Here is a 26,992-nt window from a genome sequence, read left to right as displayed (position 1 = left end):
ACGTATATTCGTATGTCAGAAAATTTTGCGCAGTTATTTGAAGAAAGCTTAAAGGGTTTTGAAGCAGAGCAAGGCTCTATCGTTAAAGGTACAGTTATCTCTATCGAGAACAACATTGTACTTGTAGATGCTGGTCTTAAATCAGAAAGTGCTATCCCTGCAGAGCAGTTCAAAAATGCTGCTGGTGAACTAGAAGTTGCTGTTGGCGACGAAGTAGATGTTGCACTAGATGCAATTGAAGACGGTTTCGGTGAAACTATCCTTTCTCGTGAGAAAGCGAAGCGTCACGAAGCGTGGATCCGTCTTGAGAAAGCATGTGAAGAGCAAGAGACTGTTACTGGTGTTATCAACGGTAAAGTTAAAGGCGGTTTCACTGTTGAAGTTGATTCAATCCGTGCTTTCCTACCTGGTTCACTTGTTGATGTTCGTCCAGTACGTGACACAACTCACCTTGAAGGCAAAGAGCTTGAATTTAAAGTAATCAAGCTTGATCAAAAACGTAACAACGTTGTAGTTTCACGTCGTGCAGTTATCGAATCTGAAAACTCACAAGAACGTGAAGAGCTTCTTGCTAACCTTGTTGAAGGTCAAGAAGTTAAAGGTATCGTTAAGAACCTTACTGACTACGGTGCATTCGTTGACCTTGGTGGTGTTGATGGTCTACTACACATTACTGATATGGCGTGGAAGCGTGTTAAGCACCCTTCAGAAATCGTTAATGTTGGCGACGAAATCGCAGTTAAAGTTCTTAAATTCGACAAAGATAAAACTCGTGTATCTCTAGGCCTTAAACAGCTTGGTGAAGATCCATGGGCAGCTATCGCTGGTCGTTACCCAGAAGGTTCTAAACTTTCTGGTCGTGTAACTAACCTTACAGATTACGGTTGCTTCGTAGAAATCGAAGAAGGCGTTGAAGGTCTAGTACACGTTTCTGAAATGGATTGGACTAACAAGAACATCCATCCTTCTAAAGTTGTTAGCTTAGGCGACACTGTTGAAGTTATGGTTCTTGAAATCGACGAAGAACGTCGTCGTATTTCACTTGGTCTTAAGCAATGTATTGCTAATCCTTGGCAAGAATTTGCTCGTCTTCAAAACAAAGGCGATCAAGTTACTGGTAAGATCAAATCAATCACTGACTTCGGTATCTTTATCGGTCTTGACGGTGGTATTGACGGTCTTGTACACCTTTCAGACATTTCTTGGAATACACCTGGCGAAGACGCTGTACGTGAATTCAAGAAAGGCGACGAAATCACTGCTATCGTATTGCAAGTTGACCCAGAGCGTGAACGTATCTCTCTAGGTGTTAAGCAAATCGAAGCTGACCCATTCAATAACTACCTTGATGCAAACAAAAAAGGTGCTATTGTTAAAGGTAAAGTGACAGAAGTTGATGCGAAAGGCGCAACTGTTGAACTTATCGAAGGCGTTGAAGGTTACATCCGTGTAGCTGATATCGCTCAAGAGCGCGTTGAAGATGCAACTACTGTTGTTTCTGTAGGCGACGAAATTGAAGTGAAATATGTTGGTGTTGATCGTAAGAACCGCACTTTAAGCCTTTCAGTTAAAGCTCTTTTCGAAGCAGAAGAGAAAGAAGTACTAGAAAAGCTTAAGAAAGAAGAGCCAGTGTTCGAAAACGCAATGGCAGCTGCATTCGCAAATGCACAAAAAGACTAATTAATCAGTCTTAATTGGAAGGGCAGTGTTGCCCTTCCTTTATCTCTTTTTAAGGAAACGTTATGACTAAGTCAGAATTGATAGAAAAATTAGCCGAGCAACACGCGCATGTACCTGTGAAAGATGTTGAGAATGCTGTTAAAGAAATTCTTGAACAAATGGCCGGCTCATTATCAAGCTCAGATCGTATTGAAATCCGTGGCTTTGGTAGTTTCTCATTACACTTTCGTTCACCTCGCACAGGTCGTAATCCAAAGACTGGCGACACGGTTGAGTTAGAAGGTAAGCACGTACCACATTTTAAACCAGGCAAAGAGTTACGAGATCGCGTAAACGCGAGCATTGCCTAGTTATTTAGTTGGAGTAGTTACTTGTTTAGGGTATTAAAAATTATCCTGGTAGCAATATGCTTAATTTTTGCATTTGTACTTGGTTCGCAAAATCCACAGTTAGTGCAAATAAATTATATTATTGCCAGCAATACTTTACCCCTCGCAATGATAATAAGTATCTGCTTTGCTTTAGGTGTCGCAATTGGTTGTTTTATTAGCTTTAAATTGTTTTCGCAATTAAAGTGGCAAAACTATCGTTTGGAAAAAAAATTAGCGCCTGAAAAAGATAATAATAAGCTTGTTGCTAATAAAGACACCTAACTATGATTGAGCTTTTGTTTTTACTTTTACCTGTTGCGGCTGGTTATGGCTGGATCATGGGTAAAAATAGCGCTAAAAACCAAGCTCATCAACTTAATCGTCAGATCACATCTGAATACAGTAAAGGCTTAAAGTTTTTACTCGACAGAGAGGAAGATCAAGGCCTTGAGCACCTCATCAACTTGCTTGAAGTCGCCGCTGACTCTGTTGAACATTATTCTACATTAGCAACGATGTTTCGCCGCCGAGGTGAATTAGATCGTGCAATAAAAATCCACGAATTACTGCTCAAACACCCAAGCCTTAATGAACAACAAGCTGCTGCTAGTCGCCTTGAACTTGCTGAAGATTATATTATGGCGGGTTTGCTTGATGGCGCCGAAGAACATTTAGTGTGGTTAGTAAAAGCCAACCACAGTGATGCATTAGAGCCGATACTTAATTTATATTCGCAAACACGCGAATGGGAAAAGGGTATCAATATGTTCGAAGCACACAGTGATTTATTTTCAAAGCCGCAACATTTCAAAGCCATCGCTAACTTTTATTGTGAAGCTGCGTTGCTTAGCAATGATCCGCAAATTATGCGCAAAGCCATTAGCCTAAATCATAAAGCGATCCGTCCATTATATGAATTAGGTAAATCAGCATTTGCAAAAGAAGATTACGTAAAAGCAATTTATTATTGGCGTGAGCTGATCTGTAGTTTCACTTTTTTTGCTCCCTTGTTTATAGATGATTTAGCTCACAGTTATGAGCAATTAAACCTAACCCACCAATTTCATGAATTATTACAGCAGCTACTTGATAAGGGTGGGGTGCTAATAAAAATAAAACATTGCCAAGCATTACTTGAGCAAGGGCATACCGAACAAGCAATTAAATTTTTAACTGATAGTTTAAAACGTCAGCCGACAATTCGTGGCTTTAGTTTTTTATTACAGCTATTAGCAAAACAAAATAATGATATTAAAGATGTACTAGACCAAATAGATAAACTGGTCACATCTTATATTGCGACCAAGCCAGATTTTCAGTGCCAACACTGTGGCTTTACCAGTCATACAATTTATTGGGTTTGTCCTTCGTGCAAACATTGGGAAACCATAGTACCGAGCCGTGGTTTAGACGGTTTTTAGTTTTCTATAAAAATATTCACTTACTTCTACAATCAGTTTTAGGAAAGTTATGTCTCTCGAACATTCAAAAAAAGTTCTTATCGCCCTCGATTACGATGATCAGCAAACCGCTTTAAACTTTGTAAAGCAATTATCGCCTGATACATGTCGTTTAAAAGTAGGCAAAGAAATGTTTACCTATTTTGGACCTGCTTTTGTAAAAGAATTAATTGACCTTGGCTTTGACGTATTCTTAGATTTAAAGTTTCATGATATTCCAAATACGGTTGCCAAAGCGGTTACCGCAGCTGCCAAAATGGGTGTTTGGATGGTTAATGTTCACGCCAGTGGCGGTGTTGAAATGATGACTAAAGCCAAACAAGCGCTTGAGCAATTTGGTGATAAAGCGCCATTATTAATTGCCGTTACCGTTTTAACCAGTATGGATGAAAACGAACTAAAGCGTTTAGGTGTTGAAAAAACGCCTGCTGAGCAAGTTATCTATTTAGCAAAACTTGCAAAAGAGTCAGGCCTTGACGGGGTAGTGTGCTCAGCACAAGAAGCGCAAAGTTTAAAGGCTGCTTTAGGGAAAGAGTTTAAATTAGTTACGCCAGGTATTCGCCCAGCGGGCAGTGATGCAGGCGATCAAAAGCGTATTATGACACCAAAGCAAGCGATTGAAGATGGCAGTGATTACCTAGTTGTTGGCCGTCCAATCACACAAGCCGCAGACCCTGTTGCAACATTAAAAGAAATTAATGACTCGATAAAATAAACAGCGGTCTTTTAATTGGTACTATTACTACTATTACTAAGAACAAAGAGCAAAGTATTTACTTTGCTCTTTCTGTTTCTGGGTATACAAACTTAATAACTTGGCGATGAATAGGCTGGAATATGTCAGTTGCGGTTATTCAAAACACAATGTGGCAAAAGGCAAGACGCGACCCCATTTTCCGCGACCCCATTTTCCGCTTCGGCTACCCGATTAGGCTTTATTGGTGATCCCAAAACTTATAGTTTAATGATTTCTCTAGGGATTCTATTTTATTTTTAATCTGGGCTGCACCTGAAGATGAGATTTCACCTTTTTTATGCATTTTTGATATGCTTTCTTTTGTTTTTCTGCGCTCACTAAATCGTTGTCGATTTAGGTCTATACCTTGTGTAAAGCTCTTAGATATAAACTTTAAAATGTCTTCATACTTTATACAGAACTCTATGTATGGTTTAACAGAGTCTGTTATGTCTAGCCACTGACTATTCTGGTCAGCGATTTTATCGAAATCACATGATTTTATAATTGTACTATTCGGAATTCCAGTATTTTTAATTTTACTATCAACATAGACTTTACGTGCTAATTCAGAGCAATATGAGAATTTTTTGGCTGGTTTTCTTTTTGGTAAAATCACATACGGTTGCTTAATATAATAAGCGCACGTCTTACTAAGTAGCTCATTGTCCTTTTCTTTTAACCCTTTAAATCTAATAATACGCCAATCATCTTTAACGTCTTTTAAAACTTCAGAGATTAGTTTAAGCGAAACACCTATTTTAGGCACTGCATCTATACATATAAAATCAGCTTGAACAATCACAACATGACTCGAACGGGCGTTTGAGTAAACCGTTTTTTGTAAGCTTGCTAGTATCTTTGATGAGTTTGAAGTACCTGTAACAAGAACGACATCCCCTGTTTTCAGCTCATCTTTAAAGGTATTTAGTTTTTCAGTAAACTCGTTTTTTTCACCGCGAGTTAACTTTCTATATATCGGTAAGTGTTCACTTTTAATACCAGCATAAAATCCGAGCATATTTAACTTAGCATCAGGCATGCTTTTAAATTGCTCAATAACTTTATGTCCTGCGACTTCTCTTCCCATAGTTTGAAAAATGTTGGCGGTAGCTTGCATTTTTATTTGGTGCTTTAATTCTTCCACTTAATTATCCTTGTGCACCTACGCTGGAATAGATGAGGCTTAACGAGCCTGTAGAATTACTCGTCTTTAATTTATTTTTATTGATGCAATAACCATAGCCGAGTTGCTATTTTGATTCAATCGCTTAGTAATATTCGTGTTAAATTATTAAGCATGCAAATACTAAGCGCTAAGTTTCCCCTCATTTATTTCTCATTCCCTTCTCTTTGTGCAAAAAACTTAGTAAATTATTCACAAAGAGGTTAAGAGGCGCTGCGCTTAAGAGTAATACAGGTTCTAGGCCCAAAAGTATTTGCGCGTCTGGGGACACTACTACCTAATAGCCAACGCTTATCAGCTAACGGTGGATTTAGAACACTGGATACGCTGAAGGATAAGAATGTGCTACTGACAGTAGTGGCGTAAACCTCGCGCTAGGCAATGACTAATTGGCTTCACAAGGTTTAGTGTCATTGAGGGATATTTGGATCAATATTCATCACGGGAGATGAACCGCCCATTGCACTTCCTGTTAATAAAAAAGTTGATGATGGCTGGTGTGGGAGCTGGAGGAGACCTCCGGCTACCCGATTATAAAAATTACCAGTTCAAATCTTCTTCTGTGAATGTTCTACTATCGAATGGGGAAACTTCAGATAAATAATCATCAAGAATTAAAAATGAGTCACCTAATTCGTTCAGGTTAAGTTTTAAGGAATAATATGCACATTCACCATCTTCATGTGTTGGCAAAATTTCACTTTCATCAGGTTCAACATACCAGTCATCAAAGTCTTCACCAAAATAAACATCTCCAGTTTCAGGATCTTTGCCAACATAACATTCAGCAGACCATTGTGATTCGCTTTGCATTCTATGATGCTCAATATCCATTGAAAAATCTGCCCAAGGAATGAAGTGCTCTAAAGCTTCTTCAATAGACATATTTGGAGCATAAGTCATCGGCCAAATTTGTGAACTATCAGAACATGAAATTTTTATTTTATAGCGTGGTAATGATTTATTAACCCAATCAGTAAAACTAACGAATACTTCTTCACCTTCGTGAAGTTTTTTAATCCATTTAGAATCTAGCTTAAGTTTATTAATTCTTTTTATGTAAGGCTCTGGTTGGATTAACTTACTAAGTTGAAAAAAACTTTGATCATTGAGTTCATTTGTTTTTGGTATATGAACTTTCCAATCTTTACCTGTACTAGTTACAGTTTGATCATTGATCACCTGCCAATAAAGTTTATCTTGCTTTGGGTGGTAAAGAACTAAAATGACAGGAAGTGTATGATTTGCCCAATATTCAATGTGCTTACTTGTTGTTCTAAATACATAACTATTTAGTTTCTCTTCTTTAAAGAAACTTAAACCTGATTTAATCTGTATTGCAATTAAATCACCTGTAGGATAGTTAGCATCAGTTATTTCAACCTGAGCATCTATACCATAATCATGTATGGATTGTTCTCGAAAAAGCCATCCATTTTGTGAGAAATAAATATCTAAGCGTGCGACGCCCAATCTTTCTACTTGTGTATTCATATTACCGAGCCTAAATAATTTTTATGACATCTTATTGAACACCATTTTGGTGGTTTATAACACACCAAAACTGCTGTTAATAATCTTACCTGACAAAAATTACATCCTACACATCAACACATGTTTAAGTTTAACTTTTATCGGCGTCCGCTTCACGCTCACACTTGTCATTGAAGCTTATATAAACAAAAAGAGTAAAGCTTTCACTTTACTCTTTTCTATATCATTTTGAATTGACCGCTGACCGCTGACCGCTGACCGCTTACTTAAGCCTAATAGCCTTAGCTTCAATATCAATTAAGCCTTGCTTAAACAAACCGCCAATGGCTTTTTTATAATTTGCTTTACTGGTTGAGAAAACTTTTTTAATTGTCTCAGGATCCGATTTATCACCTAAAGCAATAACACCGCCTTCGGATTTTAATCTATCCATTATTTTCTCACCCAAGTCACTTACTTTAGCCATACCTGGTTTTTCAAGAATAACGTCAATTTTTCCGTCTTCACGTACTTTTTGAATAAATCCAGTTAAGCGTTGGCCAACAAACATGTTTTTAAACACCATGTTGTAAAATATAACGCCGTAATGTGCTTCTTCTATTAATACTTTATAGCCAATATCGGTTTTGCCAGCGACAATTAACTGTACTTCTTGCAGCGGGGCGTACTCAGGCTCCGTTTTATTGATAAAACGATTAAAGTTATTTGATGCACAAATACGGCCACTGGCGTTATCTAAATACAAACGTACTAAATAAGAATAGCCTTCTTGCATTCTTGGCTTTTGTTCGTTAAACGGTGCTAGTACATCTTTATCAAGCCCCCAATCTAAAAAAGCGCCAATGCTGTTGATTTCTTTAACACGAAGTAGGGCGTATTCACCTACTTGAGCTAACGGCTTTTTAGTTGTTGCAGTGGCGAGATTAGCATTATCTAAAAAGATAAATACGCTGACACTGTCGCCAGCTTCTAGCTCATGTTTAATTTCACTGCTTGGTAAAAAAACTTCACCCAGATCATGACCATCAAGGTACGCGCCTTCGTTACTTACTTCGTTAACGAATAGGGTTTGGGTGGTTCCAAGGTAACTCATAATTATTCCTGTTCTGGCTTTTTACGACGGCGCATTGGTGCATCACCATCAATATTAAGAGGGGCTTTGATTGGCGCTTGTGGCTTTTTAGGTTTTGCTTTGCGTTTAGTCACAGCTTTTACTTTAGGCTTTACATTTTCTTGTGCTTTAGCCCATGTTGCATCAGGTTTTGGTTCGCGTAAACCTTTAAACTTACCTTTTAACCCTGCAACGGTATGAAACTCAAGTTCATCATTTAAGAATGATTTAATTGCTTTATAGCTTAACCAATCTTTAGGACCGACCAGTGAAATAGCGGTGCCTTTAAAGCCAGCTCGACCAGTTCTACCAATACGATGCACATACTCTTCAGCGTGTTTAGGTAAATCAAAATTGATTACATGAGTTACGCTCAGTAAATCAAGACCACGAGAGGCAACATCGGTGGTTATTAAAATTTTAAAGTTTTCACGGCTAAAGCCGTCCATGATATCTAAACGTTTATTTTGGGCTAAATCACCTGCTAATGCTTGGGCTTTAAAACCTTTAGCATTAAGTGATTCGCTTAAACGGCTGGTATCTGTACGAGTCGCTGTAAATATAATGCATTGCCCGACCTCGTCTTGCTTTAAAAAATGCTCAAGCAGCGCTTCTTTATGATCAAGGTGATCTGCTAAATATAAGCTTTGTTTAATATCTGAATGTTGTTCGTTAGCCGCACTAAGGGTAATTTGTTTTGGCTTTTTCAGTAAATTACGTGATAACGCATCGACTTGTGCATGATCCAGTGTCGCTGAAAACAATAATGTTTGGCGCAGGCGATGATCTGCTTGTTCGTTGATCATCTTTAACTGTGCAGTAAAACCTAAATCTAAAATACGGTCAGCTTCATCAAAAATAAGTAACTCAAGGCCACTTAGTTGTAATGAACGCTGAGTTAAGTGATCGGCTAAACGACCCGGTGTAGCAATAACAAATTGCGGGTCGTTACGCAGTGCTTTAATTTGATCATTAAAGTTTTCACCGCCTAATATTTTCACCGCTTTAATATTAGTACCTGCAATTAGCAGGCGAAGTTGGGTAAATACTTGGGTCGCCAGTTCACGAGTAGGCGCCACAATAAGCACACGAGGATCACGTTTACTGAGCGCCTTTTGTTTCATAACCCGTTGAACAGCAGGTAATAAAAATGCCAAGGTTTTGCCCGACCCAGTTTTAGACTGGGCGAAAATGTCATGGCCTGCCAGTGCGGTGGGCACTGCATGGGCCTGAATATCAGTGGGCTGGGTGATCCCTTGATGCGCTAATTGTGTTTCAAGGCGAGTATCAATCCCAAGATCAGTAAAATGCAAAGTGTGTTTCTCCAAAATGAGCAATTTGTTTGGGTATAAATAATTTCGCTATTATAGCGCAGTCCCGAGTGCGGCTAATAGTAAAAAGCCAATTATCACTGCTTTTTTTGCATTTAATTAGAAAAAGCGTAAAATCCGGCCCTCAATATGTATTATGCGCCGGATTTACGATTCGGTTACCGCCAATAACGGCTAAAGCAAAATAGGAATCACCATGACTGCTGTCCATAAAGACAATGTAACCAGCGAGCACTTTGTTGTATGTGCACTTTATAAGTTTGTTTCTTTACCTGAATTCGAAGCCCTACGCCAACCATTGTTAGATGTGATGGAAGCCAATGAAGTACGTGGTACTTTATTAATTGCCGCAGAAGGTATCAACGGCACAGTTTCTGCCAAGCGTGAAGGCATTGACAACCTTTTAAGCTGGTTAGACAGCCAACCAAACCTTGATAACATTGTTAGCAAAGAATCATTTGATGATGAATGCCCGTTTTACCGTACTAAGGTAAAACTAAAAAAAGAAATCGTCACAATGGGTGTTGAAGGGATTGATCCGCTGAAAGTGGTTGGCAGTTATGTAAAACCACAAGATTGGAATGCATTGATCTCAGATCCTGAGGTTATTTTAGTTGATACCCGTAACGATTATGAAATCGAAATTGGTACTTTTCAAAACGCAGTAGACCCAAATACTAAAACATTCCGCGAGTTTCCGCAGTGGGCAAAAGAAAACCTCGATCCGAGCAAACATAAAAAAGTAGCTATGTTTTGTACTGGTGGTATTCGCTGTGAAAAATCAACTGCTTACATGAAAGAGCAAGGTTTTGAAGATGTGTACCATCTTGAAGGCGGCATTTTAAAATACCTAGAAGAAGTGCCAAAAGAAGAAACCATGTGGGAAGGTGAGTGCTTTGTATTTGATAATCGCGTAGCAGTCGATCACGACTTGCAAAAAGGCTCATACGATCAATGTCATGCGTGTCGTATGCCAATCACTGAAGACGAAAAACTCAAACCAGAGTACATGGAAGGTGTCTCGTGTCATCATTGTATTGATGATGTTACCGACGAACAACGTGAACGATTTGCTGAGCGTCAAAAGCAAATTGAATTAGCGCAAGCTCGTGGCGAAGGCCATATTGGCAACGAAGCACAAGCCGTTTTACAAAAGCGTAAAGAAGCTAAAAAAGCGCAAAAAGACGCACAGCGTAAAAAGTAATTTAGTAGAGCTATTACTACCGTTTTATAAAGCCTCAGCGTTGTCTGGGGCTTTTTTAAGGTAACCAAGATTGAATGAATTTTAATCGTTAGGTTTTTATTGCACGATAACAGTCCCCATCATAAGGTAAGATATTATGTTTCGAATCATCTCAATCTTTGCAGCTATGCTGCTTTCAACTAATTCTTTTGCTGCAAGTACAGCACAAGAGCTTTTTTCAACAATAAACTTGCGCTTGAGTTACATGGAAGATGTTGCGCTTTATAAGAGTAATAATAACCAAGCCATTGAAGATAAAGAGCGTGAGCTAATTGTTATTAACAATGCAAGTTTGTCAGCAGAAAAACAAGGCTTAAACAAAGAAAGTGTCCTCGCGTTTTTTCGTGCCCAAATATCTGCGGCTAAGGCTATACAATACAGATACCGCGCTGACTTGCTTAGTAAGCCAACAGATAAAGAGCCTAGAAATTTAGATACTGTTTCCGTCCTGCACTGATAAAGCTAGGGAAAGACATCAATATTGAACTTACACAGTATTTACGTCATGGAGGCGTTTTTTCACAGCAAGAATTTAAAGTTTTTGAACGCACACTAAATTCTCGATATTTAACACGAGCAGACAAAGAGATGTTATTTAACGCCTTGATTGAAATCAGGCTTCAATAATATAAATTTTTATACTAGCAGGTAAGCGTTAATCTGTAACAATGGGACAGGCACAAATTTTTAAAAATCATAGCTTTAAGCACAGTTATTACATCAGCGATTAAGCTATTAGTATTTTATGATTCGAGCAACAGCAACTTTATTGATTTAGTATTCAGATCCGGTTATTAGCATTGCGTTTTTCGCTGCGTGCGTCGTGCATTTTTATGTGGTGAAAACCTGTTTTAGGTAAATAATTGTGATAGGTGTCATCTTAAGTTCTAAATAAGCGTGTTAACACGGTGATGTTTTTATTAAATCACCATGTATACATGCCAACTTTAGATTAATGTTTTTAAATGCGCTTCGGCGGCATTGGTGAGCTGTTCAGGTGTCATGTCTTTAGCGTTATCTACAGCAATAGTGCATTGCTCTAGTGTGTACACATCTTTTTTATACATAAAAATCAGCGGCTCACAACCGTCCTCTTTAGCTTTTGCTGATGTCCAATAAACGGCTGAAAATTCAACATTGCCATGTTCGTAAGACTCAACGCTAACTTCTCCGCTGTGATCGAATTGTAGTTGTTTAGAAAGCTGTTCACTGATGTTAATAAGGTTGACCAAAAATACGGCTTCTTGGTGTGTAATACCATGTATATCGGTAAATTTTTGCTTAAACATAATTGTCCTTTTAAATATAAACTAGCAGAGTGGACCCTAATAAAAACTATTGTTGCATACTATACCTGTTTGCCCACTTACTCAAAAGTACTTAGCAATAAACTAGATATTTTTGACCACTTTCAGGGTTTATTAACCCGTAAATTCAACAATTTTTAGTTCTAAAAGCTCAAACTACCATTATGAGTAAATTTAAGACAATACCTTATTCTGACCAATTAGGCTGTTTATGTATAGGGTATTTATAGCTAGTTAGCCTCTTAGCATTAAATACACTGCCCTAGTTACTTTCCCCTATAAAGGTATTTCAACGTATTGTTTTGACAGTTAATCGAACTAGACTTTTTATTGATCAAAACACTGTTACACTGCGTACCATAATGGAAATAATAATTAATTAGGTGATCTTTTTGAAATTACGAGTTCTTTTAGTCAGTGTTTTTATTACTTGTTCAGCGGTAATGCCATCGGCATTTGCTGCTAACGTAATTGTTGAACCTGTTGCGATGGAACGTGCAAAAGAGCAAGTTCAAGCGGTTGGTAATGCCGAAGCGATTCGCTCTGTTATCCTCTATCCTGCAGTGGGGGATAAAGTGACGGCTGTGCATTTTAAACCCGGTGATCAGGTAACCGCAGGAGCTATTTTATTAGAGCTCGATTCGCGCAGACAAAAAGCGGCGCTTAATGAAGCGAAAATAAAGCTTGCAGATAGTGAACGAATACAAACACGTTTACAGCAAAGTCATGCTAAAGGCGCGGTGCCAAAAAGCGATCTAGATGATGCAAAAACTGTGTATGAGTTAGCTAAGGTTGCGGTGACTAAAGCCGAAACCGAATTAGAAGATCGCCAAGTACGAGCGCCTTTTAGTGGCACCATGGGGTTAACGGATGTCGAAGTTGGCGATCGAATTACCACACAAACAGCCATCGCCAGTATTGATGATACTCGTTCGTTATACATTAATTTTAATGCACCAGATTCAGCTATTTCAATGCTCAGAACTAGCGGTAACGTGACTGTGATGCCGTGGCAAGGAAGCGATGCGATCAATGCGCAAGTCGCTTATCTTGACTCACGCATTGATCCACAAACACGTACGCTGCGTGTCAAAGCAAAACTGGATAATGCACAAGCACAATTTTTACCGGGTATGAGTTTTAGAGTACATATTGAGGTATTAGGGCAGAGTTTAGCTGCAGTGCCTGAAGCTGCGCTTTTATGGGGGGCAACCGGCCCCTATGTATGGAAAAGTGTTGAGCAAAAGGCAACTCGCGTTGATGTTAAAATCCAGCAACGTTTAGCGGGTCGTTTGCTCGTATCTGGGCCTTTAAACGAAGGCGATATTTTGGTAGTTGAAGGCGTACAACGTTTACGCCAAGCGCAAGAGCTTAATTATATCAAGCCGCTTGCAGCAGCGCAGGAGTAGGTATGAAACAACAACCTATGATGCAAGATCTCCCTTCAATGGCCATTCGCCGCCCAGTGCTTATTGTAGTACTTAATTTACTGATCATTATTGCGGGTATTGCAGCCATTGCTGGGGTTGAAGTTCGTGAACTGCCTGATGTTGATACGCCAAGGATCACGGTGTCGGCTTCATTTCCTGGGGGCTCTCCAGAGACTGTTGATACCGAAGTAACCAGTAAACTTGAAGGGGCGGTAGCCCGCGTAAGTGGTGTAAAAACTATTCGCGCACAAAGTGAAGAAGGCAATGCACGGATTGTTGTTGAGTTTCGTGCTGGTGTTGACCTTGATGATGCTGCGAATGAAACCCGTGAGTCGGTAGCACGTGTACAACGGGAGTTGCCAGAAGAAGTTGAGCGCGTTTCTATTATCAAGGCTGATAATGATGCTGAGGCGGTGGTATCGCTAACCGTATCAAGCGATACCATAGCCCTTGAAGCGTTGACTGAACTGGTTGAGGTTGATTTAGCACCGCAGTTTTTAACCATTCCAGGTGTGGCCGATGTACGTTTAAATGGTGACCGAAAACGTGTTTTACGGGTGCGTCTTGATCCACTTAAATTAACCAGTTTTAATTTAACCGTTCCTGATGTAGCCCAAGTACTGCGCCAAGCGCCATTTGACGTACCTGCCGGTAGTTTGAAATCGACGGATCAACAAATTATAGTGCGCGCAGATGCAACCTCAATTACCGCTGAGCAAGTGGCCGATATTATTATTCGTGATGGTACGCGTATTGGTGATATTGCGGCGGTGTATTTTGGTCCTGCGGATCCTCGCTCTATGGTGCGCTTAAACGGCCAGCCAGTGATTGGCATGGAAGTTATACGTCAAGCACAGTCAAATACCATTGAAATATCTGACGAAGTATTAAGTTTATTAGCAAAAATGCAAACGCGTTTTCCGGAGCTGAAATTTACTTTAACTTCTGATGATGCCCAATTTATCAGGAGCTCAGTTGATGAGGTGATTTACTCACTGGTGTTAACTGTGCTGCTGGTGATCATTACATTATGGGTATTTATCGGCTCTTGGCGCGCGACTTTAGTGCCTGCATTTGCAATTCCTGTTGCCTTGGTTGGTTCATTAGCGTTGATATGGGCACTGGGTTTTTCAATCAATATACTTACTTTGCTGGCATTAGTGTTAGCAACGGGGTTGATTGTTGATGATGCGATTGTGGTCAGCGAAAACATTCAACGTCAACGCGGTTTAGGCCTTGGCCGCCGTGCTGCTGCGGTAATTGGCACGCGAGAAGTGTTTTTTGCTGTTGTCGCAACGACAGCGGTGTTAGCGGCGGTATTTGTTCCTATCGCATTTTTACCCTCAACAGCAGGGCGATTATTTAGAGAGTTTGGTGGGGTACTTGCGGGAGCGGTGATCATTTCAAGCTTTGTAGCGCTTTCATTAGTGCCAGCGCTCACCTCAAAGCTAAAACTCAAACAAGGTGGTAAACACCCATTTGCTAAAATAGGTCATTGGCTTGCTAATATTTATACTAAAACCATTCATTGGGTGCTTGATCATGCGTGGCTTACGTTTATAGCTAGTATATTAGTCGCTGCGGGTTCGGGTGCTTTGTATCTCAATTTAGATAATGAATTACTGCCTTCAGAAGATCGCGGAAAAATACGTATCTTTGCTCGGGGCCCTGACGGTGTTGGTTTGAATTTTATGGACCGTCAAGCAATGCAAATGGAAGATATTTTGCTGCCGTATGTGCAAAGCGGCGAAATTGAATCTATTTATACTGTTGTAGGGCAGTGGGATCCAAATATTGTGTTTATTACCGTGCCTTTAAAACACTGGGATGAGCGTCATTTTTCACAGCAAGAGATCATTAATAAAATTCGAGGTCCGCTGGGTAATATTCCTGGGGCGGCAGGTTATCCGTCTGGGTCAAATAGTTTAAATTTACGCGGTCAAGGTGGCGGTATTGAGCTGGCACTATTAGGGCAAGATTACCTGCAGATTTATAAGGCCGCACAAGATTTTGCTGCCCAGGTTGAGCAGACTATCCCGTCGATTGACAACGTGCGTATTTCATATCAGCCATCACAGCCGCAATTGCGCGTTAATATTGATAGACGTCGTGCAGAGGAATTAGGAGTGTCACTGAGTGATATATCAATCACCTTGCGTGCTGCGATAAATGGCGATGATATTGCAGATTTAAATATTGGTGACCAATCGGTACCGATTATTCTGCAAGCACAAAATCAAACCATTAAAGATCCCAGTGATCTCGCTAATTTATATATCAGTGCAAATAACGGTCAGTTAGTACCACTGAGTAGCGTTGCAACCATTACAGAAGAAGGTGTTGCCGCCGAGCTTGAACGCCACGCACAGCGTCGTGCTATCGAGCTTGATATGGAACTGCCGGCGGACATGAGTATTGCACAGCTGGTATCGCAATTACGTGATATTTCAGAGCAAACGCTACCAAGTGGCATTAGCTTGGCATTTAAAGGTGAAGCTTTAACCTTTGAAGAAACTTCTAATGAAGTATTTATCACTTACATACTGGCATTTTTAATCGTATTTTTAGTATTAGCCGCACAGTTTGAAAATGTTAATAGTGCTGTGGTGGTGATGGTAACAGTACCGTTTGGTATTACATCAGCAATTTTAGCGCTGTATTTAACTGGTACTTCGTTAAATATTTACTCGCAAATAGGTTTGGTGATGTTAATTGGCTTAATCGCGAAAAACGCGATTTTGTTAGTTGAATTTGCTGACCAATTGCGCGACCAAGGTTTAACAGTTCGTAAAGCTGTAGAGCAAGCAGCATTAGTACGTTTAAGACCAATTACTATGACCTTGATATCAACCTTACTAGGTGCACTGCCGCTAATATTATCAACCGGAGCGGGGGCTGAGGCACGTAATGCGATTGGCTGGGTCGTGTTTGGTGGCTTGTCTTTAGCGGTGCTATTTACGTTGTATTTAACACCGGTAATTTACTTGGGCTTAGCGCGCTTTACTACCCCCCGTGGTGATGAAAGTAAGCAACTTGCGCAGGAGCTTGATAAGGTAGAGTAAATCACAATTAAAATAGCCTAATTAACTATTTATCTTTGAAAAATAAGTTAATTAGGCTCACACTTGGGAAAGCTATCCCCAACAGGTTTTTTTTATGCAAGCCGAACAAGTAGAAATCGCGCAGTTTTTAGCACAACACCCGCCTTTTGACAGCCTACCGAGTAAAGCAATCAATGAGCTCGCGCAACAGGTTGAAGTCGCCTACTTTAGAGCGCACACCGATATTTTATTATTTGGTCAAGATATCGCCGATCTTTATGTGATCAGAAGCGGCTCTGTTGAAATGTATCGACGTAATGGGGAACTGGATAATCGTTTAACCACTGCCGGTATATTTGGGCAGATGGGTTTACTGATGAATCGCAAGGTTCGCTTTCCAGCTAAAGCACTTGAAGATACGCTAGTGTATTGCATTAATGTTGAACTATTTAACCGCTATTGCGACGAATTTGATTCATTTGCTGACTATTTTGAAACGGATGGTAATGTTCGTTTACATCAGGCAATTGTTGAACAAGCCGATGGTAATGATTTAACCACGGCAAAAGTAAAATCGCTGATCCACCGTGATGTGGTAACAGTTAATACTGATTCGACGGTGCAACAAGTTGCCCAGCTTATGACTGATGAATCGGTGTCATCGGTTTTAGTGACTGATAGTACTAAACCTATTAACGACGACCCAGAGGAAGATGATGGTCAAGTTGTTGGTATTATCACAGACAAAGATTTACGTACCAAAGTCATTGCTCATGGGCTGGCATTTGACACACCCGCGCATACAATAATGTCTACAAACTTGGTTTTATTAGATGCCAATGCCTATGTTTTCGAAGCTGTACTTGCGATGCTACGTGATAACTTACATCACTTACCGGTGGTGCAAAAACGCCGTCCAATTGGGGTTATTTCTCTTTCTGATATTTTACGCTATGAATCACAAAGCAGCTTGCTATTGGTACGTGGAATACTTGCGCAGCAATCGATTGAAGATTTAACCCACTATGCACGCCAGCTGCCGAATGTGTTTGTACGGATGGTAAATGAAGATGCAAACTCGCATATGATTGGCACGGCAATGGCTGTGATTGGCCGCACTTTTAAACAAAGGTTACTGGTATTAGCCGAAGAAAAGTATGGGCCGCCGCCGGTTGCATACTGTTTTATCGCATTAGGTTCAATGGCGCGGGATGAGCAACTCATTGTTACTGATCAAGATAACGCGCTCATTCTAGATGATGATTATGATGATGAACTTCATGATACGTATTTTCAAAATATTGCCGATTTTGTTTGTGATGGTTTAGCTCAATGCGGTTATACCTATTGTGATGGCGAAATAATGGCGTCATTTAAAAAATGGCGAAAAACACGTGCACAATGGTTTGAGCAATTTGCTCAGTGGATAGAGCTGCCTAAACCGCAAGCCTTACTAAATAGCTCCATATTTTTTGATTTAGACGGGGTGTGGGGTAAAACCAAATGGGCCGATGAGCTTAAAATATTTATTGCCAAACAAAGTAAAGTTAATCGCGTATTTTTAGCTAATATGGCTGCAAATGCTCGCAACAGAACCCCACCATTGGGGTTTTTTAAAGGCTTTGTTATGGAGCACAACGGTCAGCATAAACGTTCTATGAATTTAAAGCGCAGAGGCACAGCGCCGCTTTCAGATGTTATTCGTGTTCACGCATTGGCGGTTGGATCACGTAAGCAAAACTCGTTCGAACGCTTAGAAGATATTATTGAAGCCAAGCTCCTACCGCAAGGCAAAGCACAAGATTTGCGAGATGCGCTAGAATATATTGCCATGATGCGGATCCGTCACCAAGCATGGCAAATTGAACAAGGGGAAGAACCCGACAACGATTTAGACCCTCATTTATTATCGCCTTTTGAGCAGCGTAACTTAAAAGAAGCTTTTGCAATTTTAGAAAAAGCACAAAGCTATTTGAAATTTAGTTACTCAGCAAACTCTGGGGTAAAGTAATTTATGGCTTTCAAAAAGCAAGCAATGATTGACTGGGCAACACGCTATAAAAATTTATTAAGCGGCGCTCAAAATGACACTATCAAATGTTTTTATGGAGCTGCTTTTAGCGATAAATTCGCAGCAATTAAAGATGTGCCATTTGTTGCAATGGACTTTGAAACAACCGGTTTAGATAGCACCAGTGATGATATTGTCAGCGTTGGTTTAATTCCTTTTAATTTACAGCGTATATATTGCAAAGATAGTCGCCATTGGGTGGTGCGCCCTAGGCGTAATTTCAACGAGGGATCCATTGTAATACATGGCATAACGCATTCAGAAATTGACGATGCCCCGGATTTTAACCAGATTATTGAGCCATTATTGCAAGCACTCAGTGGTAAAGTGGTTGTTGTACACTATGGCGCGATTGAGCGGCACTTCTTAAATACTGCACTGTTACTTAGGCTTAACGAGGGGATCAACTTTGCTTTGGTTGATACCATGGAAATTGAACGAAAAGCCTTAAAAGCCAGGCAGGGTTTGCTAGGTTGGTTATTTAATTCTAGGTTAGGATCGCTTAGATTAGGTGATTGTCGCCAGCGCTATTCATTACCTGTGTATAAAAACCATAATGCTTTAACAGACGCTTTAGCAACAGCTGAACTGTTACAAGCACAATTGAGTCACCATTACCGAGAAGATACACCGATCTCGCAGTTATGGAGTTAAAAATTTCTTAACCTGAACTTTGGCTAATAAGCTTAAATAAAAAAACGCCGCAAATTTGCGGCGTTTGTGGTTTTATATAGCGTTTATTTAGCCGGTAACGGCTCAGTTCTCAGACCTAAAATAAGGCTTAAACACATAAACAGCAAGACGATTGTAAATGGTAAGCCGGTAGAGACCGCACCTGCTTGCAGTGCTTCGATTGCTTGTGTACCACCAATCCACAGTAGCGCGGCTGCGATAGCACCTTCAATAGATGCCCAAAATATGCGTTGTGGTACTGGCGCATCAATTTTCCCGCCAGCAGTGATGGAGTCTATTACTAATGACCCTGAATCAGATGAAGTGATAAAAAACACTAAAACTAATAGCACAGCAATTACAGACAAAATATTAGACATAGGTAATTCATCTAGCATTTGAAACATAGCCATAGGGACATCGGTTAAACCATTTAGGCCAAGTGCACCAACACCATTGACTACTTGATCAATTGCAATACCGCCGTAAATTGACATCCATAATACTGTTACCAATGTTGGAATAAGTAATACCGCAATCAAAAATTCACGAATAGTACGACCACGCGATACGCGAGCGATAAACATGCCTACAAACGGTGACCACGAAATCCACCAAGCCCAGTAAAATACAGTCCAGCCATGCATCCATGTTTCGTCTTCACGGCCATGTGGATTACTTAATGGAATGATATTTTCTACATAACCCATAAAGGTGGTAGGAATATTACCCATCGCAACAGCAAAGCCAACTAAGCAAACAAATACCAAAAGGGCAAAAGCAATTAGCATGTTGATATTACTAAGGAGTTTTACACCGCCATCAATGCCGCGCACAACGGAAATAATAGCCAGTAGGGTAACGCCAACAATAACGAGTATTTGTGAGCCAATGCCACCTTCGAGACCAAACACGTGGTTTATCCCCGCAGACGCTTGCTGAGCGCCTAACCCCAATGATGTTGCCAAGCCAAATAAAGTTGCCAGTACTGCTAAAATATCAATGATATGACCAGGCCAGCCCCATGCTTTATCGCCCAATATAGGGTAAAAAATTGACCGGATAGACAGTGGTAAACCTTTGTTATATGTAAAGAATGATAGTGATAAGCCAACTACAGCATAAATAGCCCAAGGGTGCAGGCCCCAATGGAACATAGTTGCCCCCATTGCCAGTTTTGCAGCTTCAGGGGTGTTGGGGGTTACATTCAGTGGTGTTTCATACCAACCAGTAAAATATGCAACCGGTTCAGCTACCCCCCAAAACATTAAGCCAATACCCATGCCTGCGGCGAATAACATAGCGAGCCATGAAACACGAGTATATGAAGGCTTAGCATCACTGCCTCCTAAACGGATCTTTCCGTAAGGAGAAACAATCAGTGCTAAACAAAAAATAACGAAGAAGTTTGCAGCCCACATAAACAAGGCATCAAAATTATTAATTATATCGAGTTTCACACCATCAAGTGCTGCTTTTGCAGTTTGTGGATCGGTAGCGAGAATGGCGATTAAAAAGATGACAATCAGGCCCGCACTGATGCCAAAAACAGGGTTGTGTATATCAAATCCCCATTTTTGCACGTTATCCTGACCTACGGTGTAATCCGTATTGTCGATACTATATTTGTCATGATTTTCGCTCATGCAATACCTCTTTTGTTGTCCTAACAAGCTGCTTGTTACCAGCAACATACCTAATTTAATTAGTCTAAGTAACTTGAAGCTTCGGATAATAAATCACTACGTTAGTAAATTTTTAAAGCAAAGTTCAGGTTAGGTAATAATTGATACTTTAATTTATTTGAAGACTAACTAATTTAAAAGATGATCATACAGCTACTAGTGTATGAGTTAAATACCAAATGTAAATGATTTTGTTGTTAAATAGCGGCTTATATGGCCATTGTAACCATTTTTATGTTTTTATATAAAAGTACATAATTCGAAAAAGGTCAAAAATTAGTTTGATTGTTAAAGTAATCGCGGCTGTTTTTTGTGGTTAATTGAGCTATTATTTTTTGTAGTTGTAAAAGGCAGTTGCACGAGATTGACGTTTTATAGTCGCAGTAATGAAAGCGTAATATGAATATGATTTAACATTAGATGAGCTATATCATTGATCAGTAGCGATAAGGAATTTAGTCATTACTATGAGTAACCATGGCAAAGAGAACACTAAAAACACGGCTGATGAGCATCAATTAGCTCAGCATTATCATCGCGTTCGACACCACAGCGTGACGTTAATAAACTCGTTATCAGCAGAAGACTGCCAATTACAAGCTATGGCAGATGTAAGCCCTAGTAAATGGCACCTTGCGCACACAACGTGGTTCTTTGAAACTTTTTTGCTAATTGCACATAGCTCTCACTACACAGTATTTAATCCTAAATTTAAAACTTTATTTAACTCATATTATAACGGTATAGGTGAACAATTTAAGCGTGCCTGCAGAGGGAGTTTATCGCGGCCTAGTTTAGATGACGTGATTACCTATAGAGAATATGTTGACCGGGCGGTGATTGAATTACTGAGTGCACCGTGTAGCGAGTCAATAAAGCAAGTTATTGAATTAGGACTTAACCATGAACAACAGCACCAAGAACTAATGCTGATGGACATTCAATATAACTTTTCAGTTAATCCGTTGTTTCCTGCTTATTGTGACACTAACAATATCCGTATAGAAAATCCTGTTACGCAAGCCAGTCCTCTTAGCTTTGTGGCATTCTCAAAGCATACTGCACATATTGGTGCAACTGAGCAAACGTTCAGCTACGACAATGAACGGCCAACTCATCAAGTGCTTATTCAGCCATTTAAATTTGCTAACCGGTTAACTACCAATGGTGAGTATTTAGCGTTTATACAAGACGGTGGTTATCAAAATCCAGAGCATTGGCTCAGTGACGGTTGGGCGCAGATAAATAATGCTCGGCAAACTGCGCCACTCTATTGGCATAAAGTAAATAATGAGTGGTTTGAATTTACATTAGCTGGCTTACAGCCTTTGGCGCTAAATGAGCCGCTAAGCCATGTTACCTTTTACGAAGCAAACGCTTTTGCACATTACTCACAAGCACGCCTCCCAACCGAATTTGAATGGGAAAGCGTGGCTAACAGTAATGCGGCGCAAACTATCATCCAGCTGACCGACAACTGTTGGCAGTGGACAAACAGTGCCTATTTACCGTATCCAGGCTTTAAGCCAATAGCAGGCGTGGCAGGGGAATACAATGGTAAATTTATGGCGAATCAAATGGTACTGCGCGGTGGCTGTAAACTTACCCCGCAAAATCATTTAAGACTAACTTATCGCAATTTCTATTACCCACACCAAGCGTGGATGCGCAGTGGTATTAGACTCGCTAAGGATTGAGCATGAGCCAAGTAACAACATTAATGACAACCGACATTGATAACCGCTTTTTAAACGATGTTATTGCGGGACTGTCACAGCAGCAAAAGAATCTACCCTGTAAATATTTTTATGATGATAACGGGGCCGCTTTGTTTGAGCAGATCACTGAGCTTGATGAGTACTATGTGACACGCACAGAGCTGAGCATTTTAACCAAGCACAGCCAAGCAATTGCCAAGTTGCTTCCTGATAACTTATCAATCATAGAGCCGGGCTGTGGCTCGGGTAAAAAAATTGCTTATTTGTTAGCGCACTTAGTGAATGTGAAAAGTTTTGTGCCATTTGAGATCTCTAATGAAATGCTTAATTACTCATTGGCTCATTTATCTCCATTATTTCCTGAGTTAGCTATTTCGCCGTTGTTGGGGGATTTTACTCATAGCCAAATGGTAAAGCAGTTAAGCCGTGAAACACAATTGGATAGCCAAACGAACCTCGTGTATTTTCCAGGCTCAACAATAGGCAATTTTTCACCGCTAAAAGCCATTGAGATCATGAAAAATTTCCATCGGTTATGTGGTATTAACGGTTATGTATTGATTGGCATTGATTTGCTCAAAGACCGTCAAGTATTACTTGATGCTTATGACGATAAACAAGGCGTGACCGCGGCATTTAATAAAAACTTGCTCCAGCGTATTAATGCTGAGTTAAATGCTGATTTTGATCTTAGCCAGTTTAATCACCAATCACGGTTTAATGAAAAACTAAGCCGTATTGAAATGCATTTGATCAGTAACTGTGATCAAACAGTCACCGTCAATGGCGAATCATTTAGCTTTTCTCAAGGTGAGAGTATCCATACAGAAAACTCCCATAAATACGCACTACAGGCATTTACTGAACTTAGCGCCCAAGCTGGATTACGTTTAGAGCAAACGTGGCAAGACGAGCAGGGGTATTTTGCATTGTGTTTATTAAGGCCAATTTAAACAATGCACAGTCCATAATTTATTATTTAACTGTACTTAGCTAAAAATGCTGCGCAAATTGATTTTTTAATAGTATAAATACTACATTAAACCTACGGCTGCTGGTGTAGCCATTATAAAACCTTATTACGAAGAGGTTAGTGTGGACAGTTCTACTAAATTAAAAACGATTGCAGCACATTTATTTGCACAACGCACAAGTGCAGCGCCACAATCAGATTTACCGCCACAATTAGCATTAACAAGCACTGAAGATAGTTTAGCTGTTCAACAATTGATGATTGCATTAAACAAGGGCCAAGTATTTGGTTGGAAATGCCTATTACCACTTGATAACGGTGCGATTATTTTGGCTCCAATATTAAAGCCGCCGCAATCATTTGCACAAATCTGCACATTATATACTGAACAAAACAAGGCACGGATAGAGCCTGAAATTGCTTTTGTGTTTGCGCAAAATATGCCAAAGCAGGCCAGCTATAGCGAAGCTGAAATTGACCACGCGGTGAGTGACACGCATATGGCACTTGAGCTGATCCAAAACCGTTTCTCTACAGCGTATCAAGCAAATCACTTTGCAAAGTTAGCGGATGGTTTAAGTAACCAAGGGGTGTTACTTGGTCCTAAAATTAATAAGCAAGCAGCTTATGATGCGGCACATATTACTATCGCGATAACACAAAATAATCAGTGTCATAGCTATCTTGGCAAGCATCCATGTGGTCTGGCACAAACACCAATCTATTGGGCAGTAAATTATCTGGCTAAGTGTGGGATCACGCTCGCTGCTGGCCAAATTCTCATAACAGGCTCATATTGTGGTGTTATTGAGTTAGACACTGATGTTGATACTGAAATTGACTATGCAGGGCTTGGAAAATACACCGTCAAATTTAGTGGCTTAACTGATAATGACGCTGTTATCTTTTAAACGGTAATTAATGGTTGCTCCGAAAACAGAATCTTGGAAAAGCTGGCCATGTGTTTGTTCAGTGTATTGTTTGATTATGGGGGCAATAATGCTGATGGCTGAACCTGTAGCGCTATCTTCATCCACGCCATAATAAGGAGCAAAATATCGAAAATGCCACTGTGTGGTTTGATTAGCTGTTTGGCGTTGTTGCAATACAATCACTGCATTTGGGTAGCATTGTAATTGTGCTGTATTTATCGCGAGTGTTTCTAAAGGCTGAACACTGTTAATCATCACAGTACTGTAGCCGTTAATTTCTGCTGTTTTATAGCTTTGCACTATTGAGGTAGGAATGGCTTGTTGCAGCAGAACCTCTGTTTGTACCTCGGTGCTATCAATGGTGGTTAATTGTAGTTGCAGTGCGCGTTGATGTATTCTTGTTTCAAATACTTCCCCTGTATTTGTATAAAAGGTGTTTGGGCTAAACCCTTGCCATTTTTGTAAAAACAGTGCAGCGGCGAGTGTCCCATGACCACAGCGGCTGATCTCATGGCTGTGATTAAACCAACGAATAGGGCATCGATTTTTTTTGATATTGGCTTGATTTAAAAATACGGTGGCGGGCTGAGCGGTGTTTTTTGCAATGCGCTGCATTAGTCGAGTTGTTAACCCTGTTTTATAAATAACAATTAACGCAGACGAACCTTTACAGCGTCTCGCTGTATCGTTAAAAACTTGCTCAATAGCAAAAGACTGCACAAAGCGCGGGGCTTTGTGCAGTCTGTGAGTTAATGCCAGATTTAATAAGCGGCTAGGCTTATTATTTCTTTTGTGCATAGGCGTCGTTATGAATACCTGCGGCACGACCTGATGGATCGGCATTATTTTGAAATGATGCATCCCATAATAACGCTTCAGGCGTTGAACAGGCTACAGACTTACCATGTGGTACACATTTAGCGGCTGCATCACCTGGGAAGTGAGATTCAAAAATAGTACGGTAGTAATACGCTTCTTTTGAATCAGGTGTGTTAATAGGGTATTTAAATTTTGCGTTTTCAAGCTCTTGATCGGTTACTTGCTCGTTTACAAACTCTTTTAATGTATCAATCCAGCTGTAGCCTACACCATCCGAAAACTGCTCTTTTTGACGCCATAACACTTCATCAGGTAAGTAGCCGTCAAAGCCTTCACGTAAAATATGCTTTTCAATTTTGCCATCTTTACACATTTTAGCTTCAGGGTTGATACGCATAGCAACATCAACAAACTCTTTATCAAGGAAGGGAACGCGGGCTTCTACACCCCATGCCGCCATTGATTTATTTGCGCGTAAGCAATCAAACATGTGCAGTTTAGATACTTTACGGTTTAATTCTTCATGAAACTCTTGTGCATTTGGTGCTTTATGAAAGTACAAGTAACCACCAAATAGCTCATCTGCGCCTTCACCAGAGAGCACCATTTTAATACCCATCGCTTTGATTTGGCGAGCCATTAAGTACATCGGAGTAGAAGCACGGATCGTCGTTACATCGTAGGTTTCAATGTGATAAATAACTTCACGCAGGGCATCAATCCCTTCTTGAATCGTAAATATAATCGGGTGATGAACAGTTCCTATCATATCAGCTACTTTTTGTGCAGCCGCTAGATCTGGGGAGCCCTCAAGGCCAACCGAGAAAGAGTGCAGTTTAGGCCACCATGCATCGCTTTCATCATTATCTTCAATACGTTTTGCTGCAAAACGTTGGGTAATAGCTGAAATAACGGATGAATCTAAACCGCCTGACAACAACACGCCATAAGGTACGTCACACATTAGCTGACGTTTAACGGCGGCTTCAAGTGCATCTTTGACGTCTTCGGCTTTTGCGCTGTTATCTTTAACTGCATCGAAGCTTTGCCAATCACGGGCATAATATGGGCGCAATTGACCATCTTTACTCCATAAAAAATGTCCAGGAGGAAATTCTTCAATATGCTTACAGATTGGTGAAAGTGCTTTTAGCTCTGAGGCAACATAAAAGTTACCGTGCTCATCGTGGCCAGTATAAAGTGGAATAATACCAATATGATCACGGCCAATTAAATAAGCGTCTTGTTCTTCGTCATATAAACAAAAAGCAAAAATACCGTTCAGATCATCTAAAAATTCAGGCCCTTTCTGTTTGTATAACGCTAAGATAACTTCACAATCTGATTGAGTTTGAAAAGTGAAATCGGTTTCAAGGTTAGCGGCAAGTTCTTTGTGATTATAAATTTCGCCATTAACCGCTAGAATATGAGTTTTTTCAGGGTTGTATAAAGGCTGCGCACCGCTTGATACACCAACAATGGCTAAACGTTCATGCACTAAAATCGCTTTATCTGATGAATATACACCAGACCAATCAGGTCCGCGGTGACGTAATAATTTTGACATTTCAATTGCTTGCGTACGCAATGGAGCGGGATCAGACTTTATATCTAATACACCAAAAATTGAACACATAGTAACTCCTCATTCCTATCATGTGTGTTAGTTAGGTCATAATACCTAACCATTCACGTTTGTTTTAACAGAAATAATTAACTAAGTCACATAGCT

22 protein-coding genes are annotated in these 26,992 nt (G+C 40.1%); 14 read left to right on the top strand and 8 right to left on the bottom strand.

The annotated features are described in order from the left end of the window. Positions 1-12: 12 nt before the first annotated feature. The 5 genes from rpsA to pyrF all read left to right on the top strand — a co-directional run bounded on the left by rpsA (position 13) and on the right by pyrF (position 4,226). Entirely contained in the window at positions 13-1,680 is a 1,668-nt protein-coding gene (gene rpsA / locus FW757_RS08280; protein WP_029216020.1) for a 30S ribosomal protein S1, read from the top strand. A gap of 62 nt (positions 1,681-1,742) precedes the next feature. After that, entirely contained in the window at positions 1,743-2,030 is a 288-nt protein-coding gene (gene ihfB, locus FW757_RS08275) for an integration host factor subunit beta (protein WP_446441093.1), read from the top strand. A gap of 21 nt (positions 2,031-2,051) precedes the next feature. Beyond that, on the top strand, positions 2,052-2,333 hold the full coding sequence (locus FW757_RS08270) for a lipopolysaccharide assembly protein LapA domain-containing protein (protein WP_446441092.1): 282 nt from the start codon (positions 2,052-2,054) through the stop codon (positions 2,331-2,333). Between the two features lie 2 nt (positions 2,334-2,335). Continuing rightward, on the top strand, positions 2,336-3,472 hold the full coding sequence (lapB, locus tag FW757_RS08265; protein ID WP_145233226.1) for a lipopolysaccharide assembly protein LapB: 1,137 nt from the start codon (positions 2,336-2,338) through the stop codon (positions 3,470-3,472). A gap of 49 nt (positions 3,473-3,521) precedes the next feature. Then, positions 3,522-4,226, top strand: coding sequence for an orotidine-5'-phosphate decarboxylase (pyrF, locus tag FW757_RS08260; protein ID WP_182740742.1), 705 nt, complete (start codon positions 3,522-3,524; stop codon positions 4,224-4,226). Between the two features lie 220 nt (positions 4,227-4,446). Here pyrF and FW757_RS08255 read toward each other — a convergent pair whose 3' ends face one another. The 4 genes from FW757_RS08255 to FW757_RS08240 all read right to left on the bottom strand — a co-directional run bounded on the left by FW757_RS08255 (position 4,447) and on the right by FW757_RS08240 (position 9,351). Continuing rightward, entirely contained in the window at positions 4,447-5,394 is a 948-nt protein-coding gene (locus tag FW757_RS08255) for a hypothetical protein (protein WP_182740741.1), read from the bottom strand. A gap of 579 nt (positions 5,395-5,973) precedes the next feature. Next, a complete protein-coding gene (locus FW757_RS08250; protein WP_182740740.1) occupies positions 5,974-6,927 on the bottom strand; it encodes a DUF4365 domain-containing protein in 954 nt (317 codons plus the stop codon). A gap of 262 nt (positions 6,928-7,189) precedes the next feature. Next, the gene (locus FW757_RS08245) at positions 7,190-8,020 is read right to left on the bottom strand and encodes a CvfB family protein (protein WP_182719011.1); all 831 of its coding nucleotides are present in this window, start codon (positions 8,018-8,020) and stop codon (positions 7,190-7,192) included. Positions 8,021-8,022: 2 nt separating this feature from the next. Further along, positions 8,023-9,351: a DEAD/DEAH box helicase gene (locus FW757_RS08240; protein ID WP_145233234.1), complete on the bottom strand. Its 1,329-nt coding sequence runs from the start codon at positions 9,349-9,351 to the stop codon at positions 8,023-8,025. 214 nt (positions 9,352-9,565) lie between these two features. Here FW757_RS08240 and trhO point away from each other — a divergent pair, with 214 nt between their 5' ends. Beyond that, on the top strand, positions 9,566-10,573 hold the full coding sequence (gene trhO, locus FW757_RS08235) for an oxygen-dependent tRNA uridine(34) hydroxylase TrhO (RefSeq protein WP_182761865.1): 1,008 nt from the start codon (positions 9,566-9,568) through the stop codon (positions 10,571-10,573). A gap of 136 nt (positions 10,574-10,709) precedes the next feature. Continuing rightward, positions 10,710-11,069 (top strand): gamma subclass chorismate mutase AroQ, encoded by a 360-nt coding sequence (aroQ, locus tag FW757_RS08230; RefSeq protein ID WP_446441091.1) that lies wholly within the window; start codon positions 10,710-10,712, stop codon positions 11,067-11,069. A 490-nt stretch (positions 11,070-11,559) separates the two neighbouring features. Here aroQ and FW757_RS08225 read toward each other — a convergent pair whose 3' ends face one another. Further along, a complete protein-coding gene (locus FW757_RS08225) occupies positions 11,560-11,901 on the bottom strand; it encodes a hypothetical protein (protein WP_149982479.1) in 342 nt (113 codons plus the stop codon). A gap of 410 nt (positions 11,902-12,311) precedes the next feature. On the opposite strand from FW757_RS08225, the gene FW757_RS08220 reads away from it, so the two are divergent. From FW757_RS08220 to FW757_RS08205, 4 genes are all read left to right on the top strand, one after another. Further along, positions 12,312-13,328, top strand: a complete 1,017-nt coding sequence (locus tag FW757_RS08220; protein ID WP_446441090.1) for an efflux RND transporter periplasmic adaptor subunit — start codon at positions 12,312-12,314, stop codon at positions 13,326-13,328. 2 nt (positions 13,329-13,330) lie between these two features. Then, positions 13,331-16,411 carry an efflux RND transporter permease subunit gene (locus FW757_RS08215; RefSeq protein WP_182719009.1) on the top strand — a complete coding sequence of 1,027 codons (3,081 nt, stop codon included), beginning with the start codon at positions 13,331-13,333 and terminating at the stop codon, positions 16,409-16,411. A gap of 94 nt (positions 16,412-16,505) precedes the next feature. Beyond that, on the top strand, positions 16,506-18,401 hold the full coding sequence (locus FW757_RS08210) for a DUF294 nucleotidyltransferase-like domain-containing protein (RefSeq protein ID WP_145233241.1): 1,896 nt from the start codon (positions 16,506-16,508) through the stop codon (positions 18,399-18,401). 3 nt (positions 18,402-18,404) lie between these two features. Next, on the top strand, positions 18,405-19,115 hold the full coding sequence (locus FW757_RS08205; protein WP_446441089.1) for a 3'-5' exonuclease: 711 nt from the start codon (positions 18,405-18,407) through the stop codon (positions 19,113-19,115). A gap of 83 nt (positions 19,116-19,198) precedes the next feature. Here FW757_RS08205 and FW757_RS08200 read toward each other — a convergent pair whose 3' ends face one another. Continuing rightward, complete coding sequence (locus FW757_RS08200) at positions 19,199-20,779, bottom strand: BCCT family transporter (RefSeq protein ID WP_446441088.1); 1,581 nt, start codon at positions 20,777-20,779, stop codon at positions 19,199-19,201. A 506-nt stretch (positions 20,780-21,285) separates the two neighbouring features. On the opposite strand from FW757_RS08200, the gene egtB reads away from it, so the two are divergent. From egtB to FW757_RS08185, 3 genes are all read left to right on the top strand, one after another. After that, positions 21,286-22,515, top strand: coding sequence for an ergothioneine biosynthesis protein EgtB (egtB, locus tag FW757_RS08195; protein ID WP_446441087.1), 1,230 nt, complete (start codon positions 21,286-21,288; stop codon positions 22,513-22,515). Between the two features lie 2 nt (positions 22,516-22,517). Then, entirely contained in the window at positions 22,518-23,489 is a 972-nt protein-coding gene (gene egtD / locus FW757_RS08190) for an L-histidine N(alpha)-methyltransferase (protein WP_145233249.1), read from the top strand. 142 nt (positions 23,490-23,631) lie between these two features. Continuing rightward, a complete protein-coding gene (locus FW757_RS08185; RefSeq protein ID WP_220491295.1) occupies positions 23,632-24,420 on the top strand; it encodes a 2-keto-4-pentenoate hydratase in 789 nt (262 codons plus the stop codon). Here the strand turns inward: FW757_RS08185 and FW757_RS08180 are convergent. Both FW757_RS08180 and asnB read right to left on the bottom strand, forming a co-directional pair. After that, complete coding sequence (locus FW757_RS08180; protein WP_446441086.1) at positions 24,391-25,239, bottom strand: PhzF family phenazine biosynthesis protein; 849 nt, start codon at positions 25,237-25,239, stop codon at positions 24,391-24,393. The genes FW757_RS08185 and FW757_RS08180 overlap by 30 nt on opposite strands. Beyond that, positions 25,223-26,896 carry an asparagine synthase B gene (gene asnB / locus FW757_RS08175; protein ID WP_182719005.1) on the bottom strand — a complete coding sequence of 558 codons (1,674 nt, stop codon included), beginning with the start codon at positions 26,894-26,896 and terminating at the stop codon, positions 25,223-25,225. Before asnB ends, FW757_RS08180 begins: the two co-directional genes overlap by 17 nt. Positions 26,897-26,992: the final 96 nt, after the last annotated feature.

The organism is Pseudoalteromonas sp. 1181_04, from assembly GCF_052850545.1.
This window is presented reverse-complemented; position numbering and strand designations above follow the sequence as displayed.

What these genes read in the sequence shown, in the direction of transcription:
- rpsA (WP_029216020.1), top strand. Translation starts at nt 13, where the DNA reads ATGTCAGAAAATTTTGCGCAGTTATTTGAAGAAAGCTTAAAGGGTTTT.
- ihfB (WP_446441093.1), top strand. Translation starts at nt 1,743, where the DNA reads ATGACTAAGTCAGAATTGATAGAAAAATTAGCCGAGCAACACGCGCAT.
- lapB (WP_145233226.1), top strand. Translation starts at nt 2,336, where the DNA reads ATGATTGAGCTTTTGTTTTTACTTTTACCTGTTGCGGCTGGTTATGGC.
- pyrF (WP_182740742.1), top strand. Translation starts at nt 3,522, where the DNA reads ATGTCTCTCGAACATTCAAAAAAAGTTCTTATCGCCCTCGATTACGAT.
- FW757_RS08250 (WP_182740740.1), bottom strand. Translation starts at nt 6,927, where the DNA reads ATGAATACACAAGTAGAAAGATTGGGCGTCGCACGCTTAGATATTTAT.
- FW757_RS08245 (WP_182719011.1), bottom strand. Translation starts at nt 8,020, where the DNA reads ATGAGTTACCTTGGAACCACCCAAACCCTATTCGTTAACGAAGTAAGT.
- trhO (WP_182761865.1), top strand. Translation starts at nt 9,566, where the DNA reads ATGACTGCTGTCCATAAAGACAATGTAACCAGCGAGCACTTTGTTGTA.
- aroQ (WP_446441091.1), top strand. Translation starts at nt 10,710, where the DNA reads ATGTTTCGAATCATCTCAATCTTTGCAGCTATGCTGCTTTCAACTAAT.
- FW757_RS08225 (WP_149982479.1), bottom strand. Translation starts at nt 11,901, where the DNA reads ATGTTTAAGCAAAAATTTACCGATATACATGGTATTACACACCAAGAA.
- FW757_RS08215 (WP_182719009.1), top strand. Translation starts at nt 13,331, where the DNA reads ATGAAACAACAACCTATGATGCAAGATCTCCCTTCAATGGCCATTCGC.
- FW757_RS08210 (WP_145233241.1), top strand. Translation starts at nt 16,506, where the DNA reads ATGCAAGCCGAACAAGTAGAAATCGCGCAGTTTTTAGCACAACACCCG.
- FW757_RS08205 (WP_446441089.1), top strand. Translation starts at nt 18,405, where the DNA reads ATGGCTTTCAAAAAGCAAGCAATGATTGACTGGGCAACACGCTATAAA.
- FW757_RS08200 (WP_446441088.1), bottom strand. Translation starts at nt 20,779, where the DNA reads ATGAGCGAAAATCATGACAAATATAGTATCGACAATACGGATTACACC.
- egtB (WP_446441087.1), top strand. Translation starts at nt 21,286, where the DNA reads ATGAGTAACCATGGCAAAGAGAACACTAAAAACACGGCTGATGAGCAT.
- egtD (WP_145233249.1), top strand. Translation starts at nt 22,518, where the DNA reads ATGAGCCAAGTAACAACATTAATGACAACCGACATTGATAACCGCTTT.
- FW757_RS08180 (WP_446441086.1), bottom strand. Translation starts at nt 25,239, where the DNA reads ATGCACAAAAGAAATAATAAGCCTAGCCGCTTATTAAATCTGGCATTA.
- asnB (WP_182719005.1), bottom strand. Translation starts at nt 26,896, where the DNA reads ATGTGTTCAATTTTTGGTGTATTAGATATAAAGTCTGATCCCGCTCCA.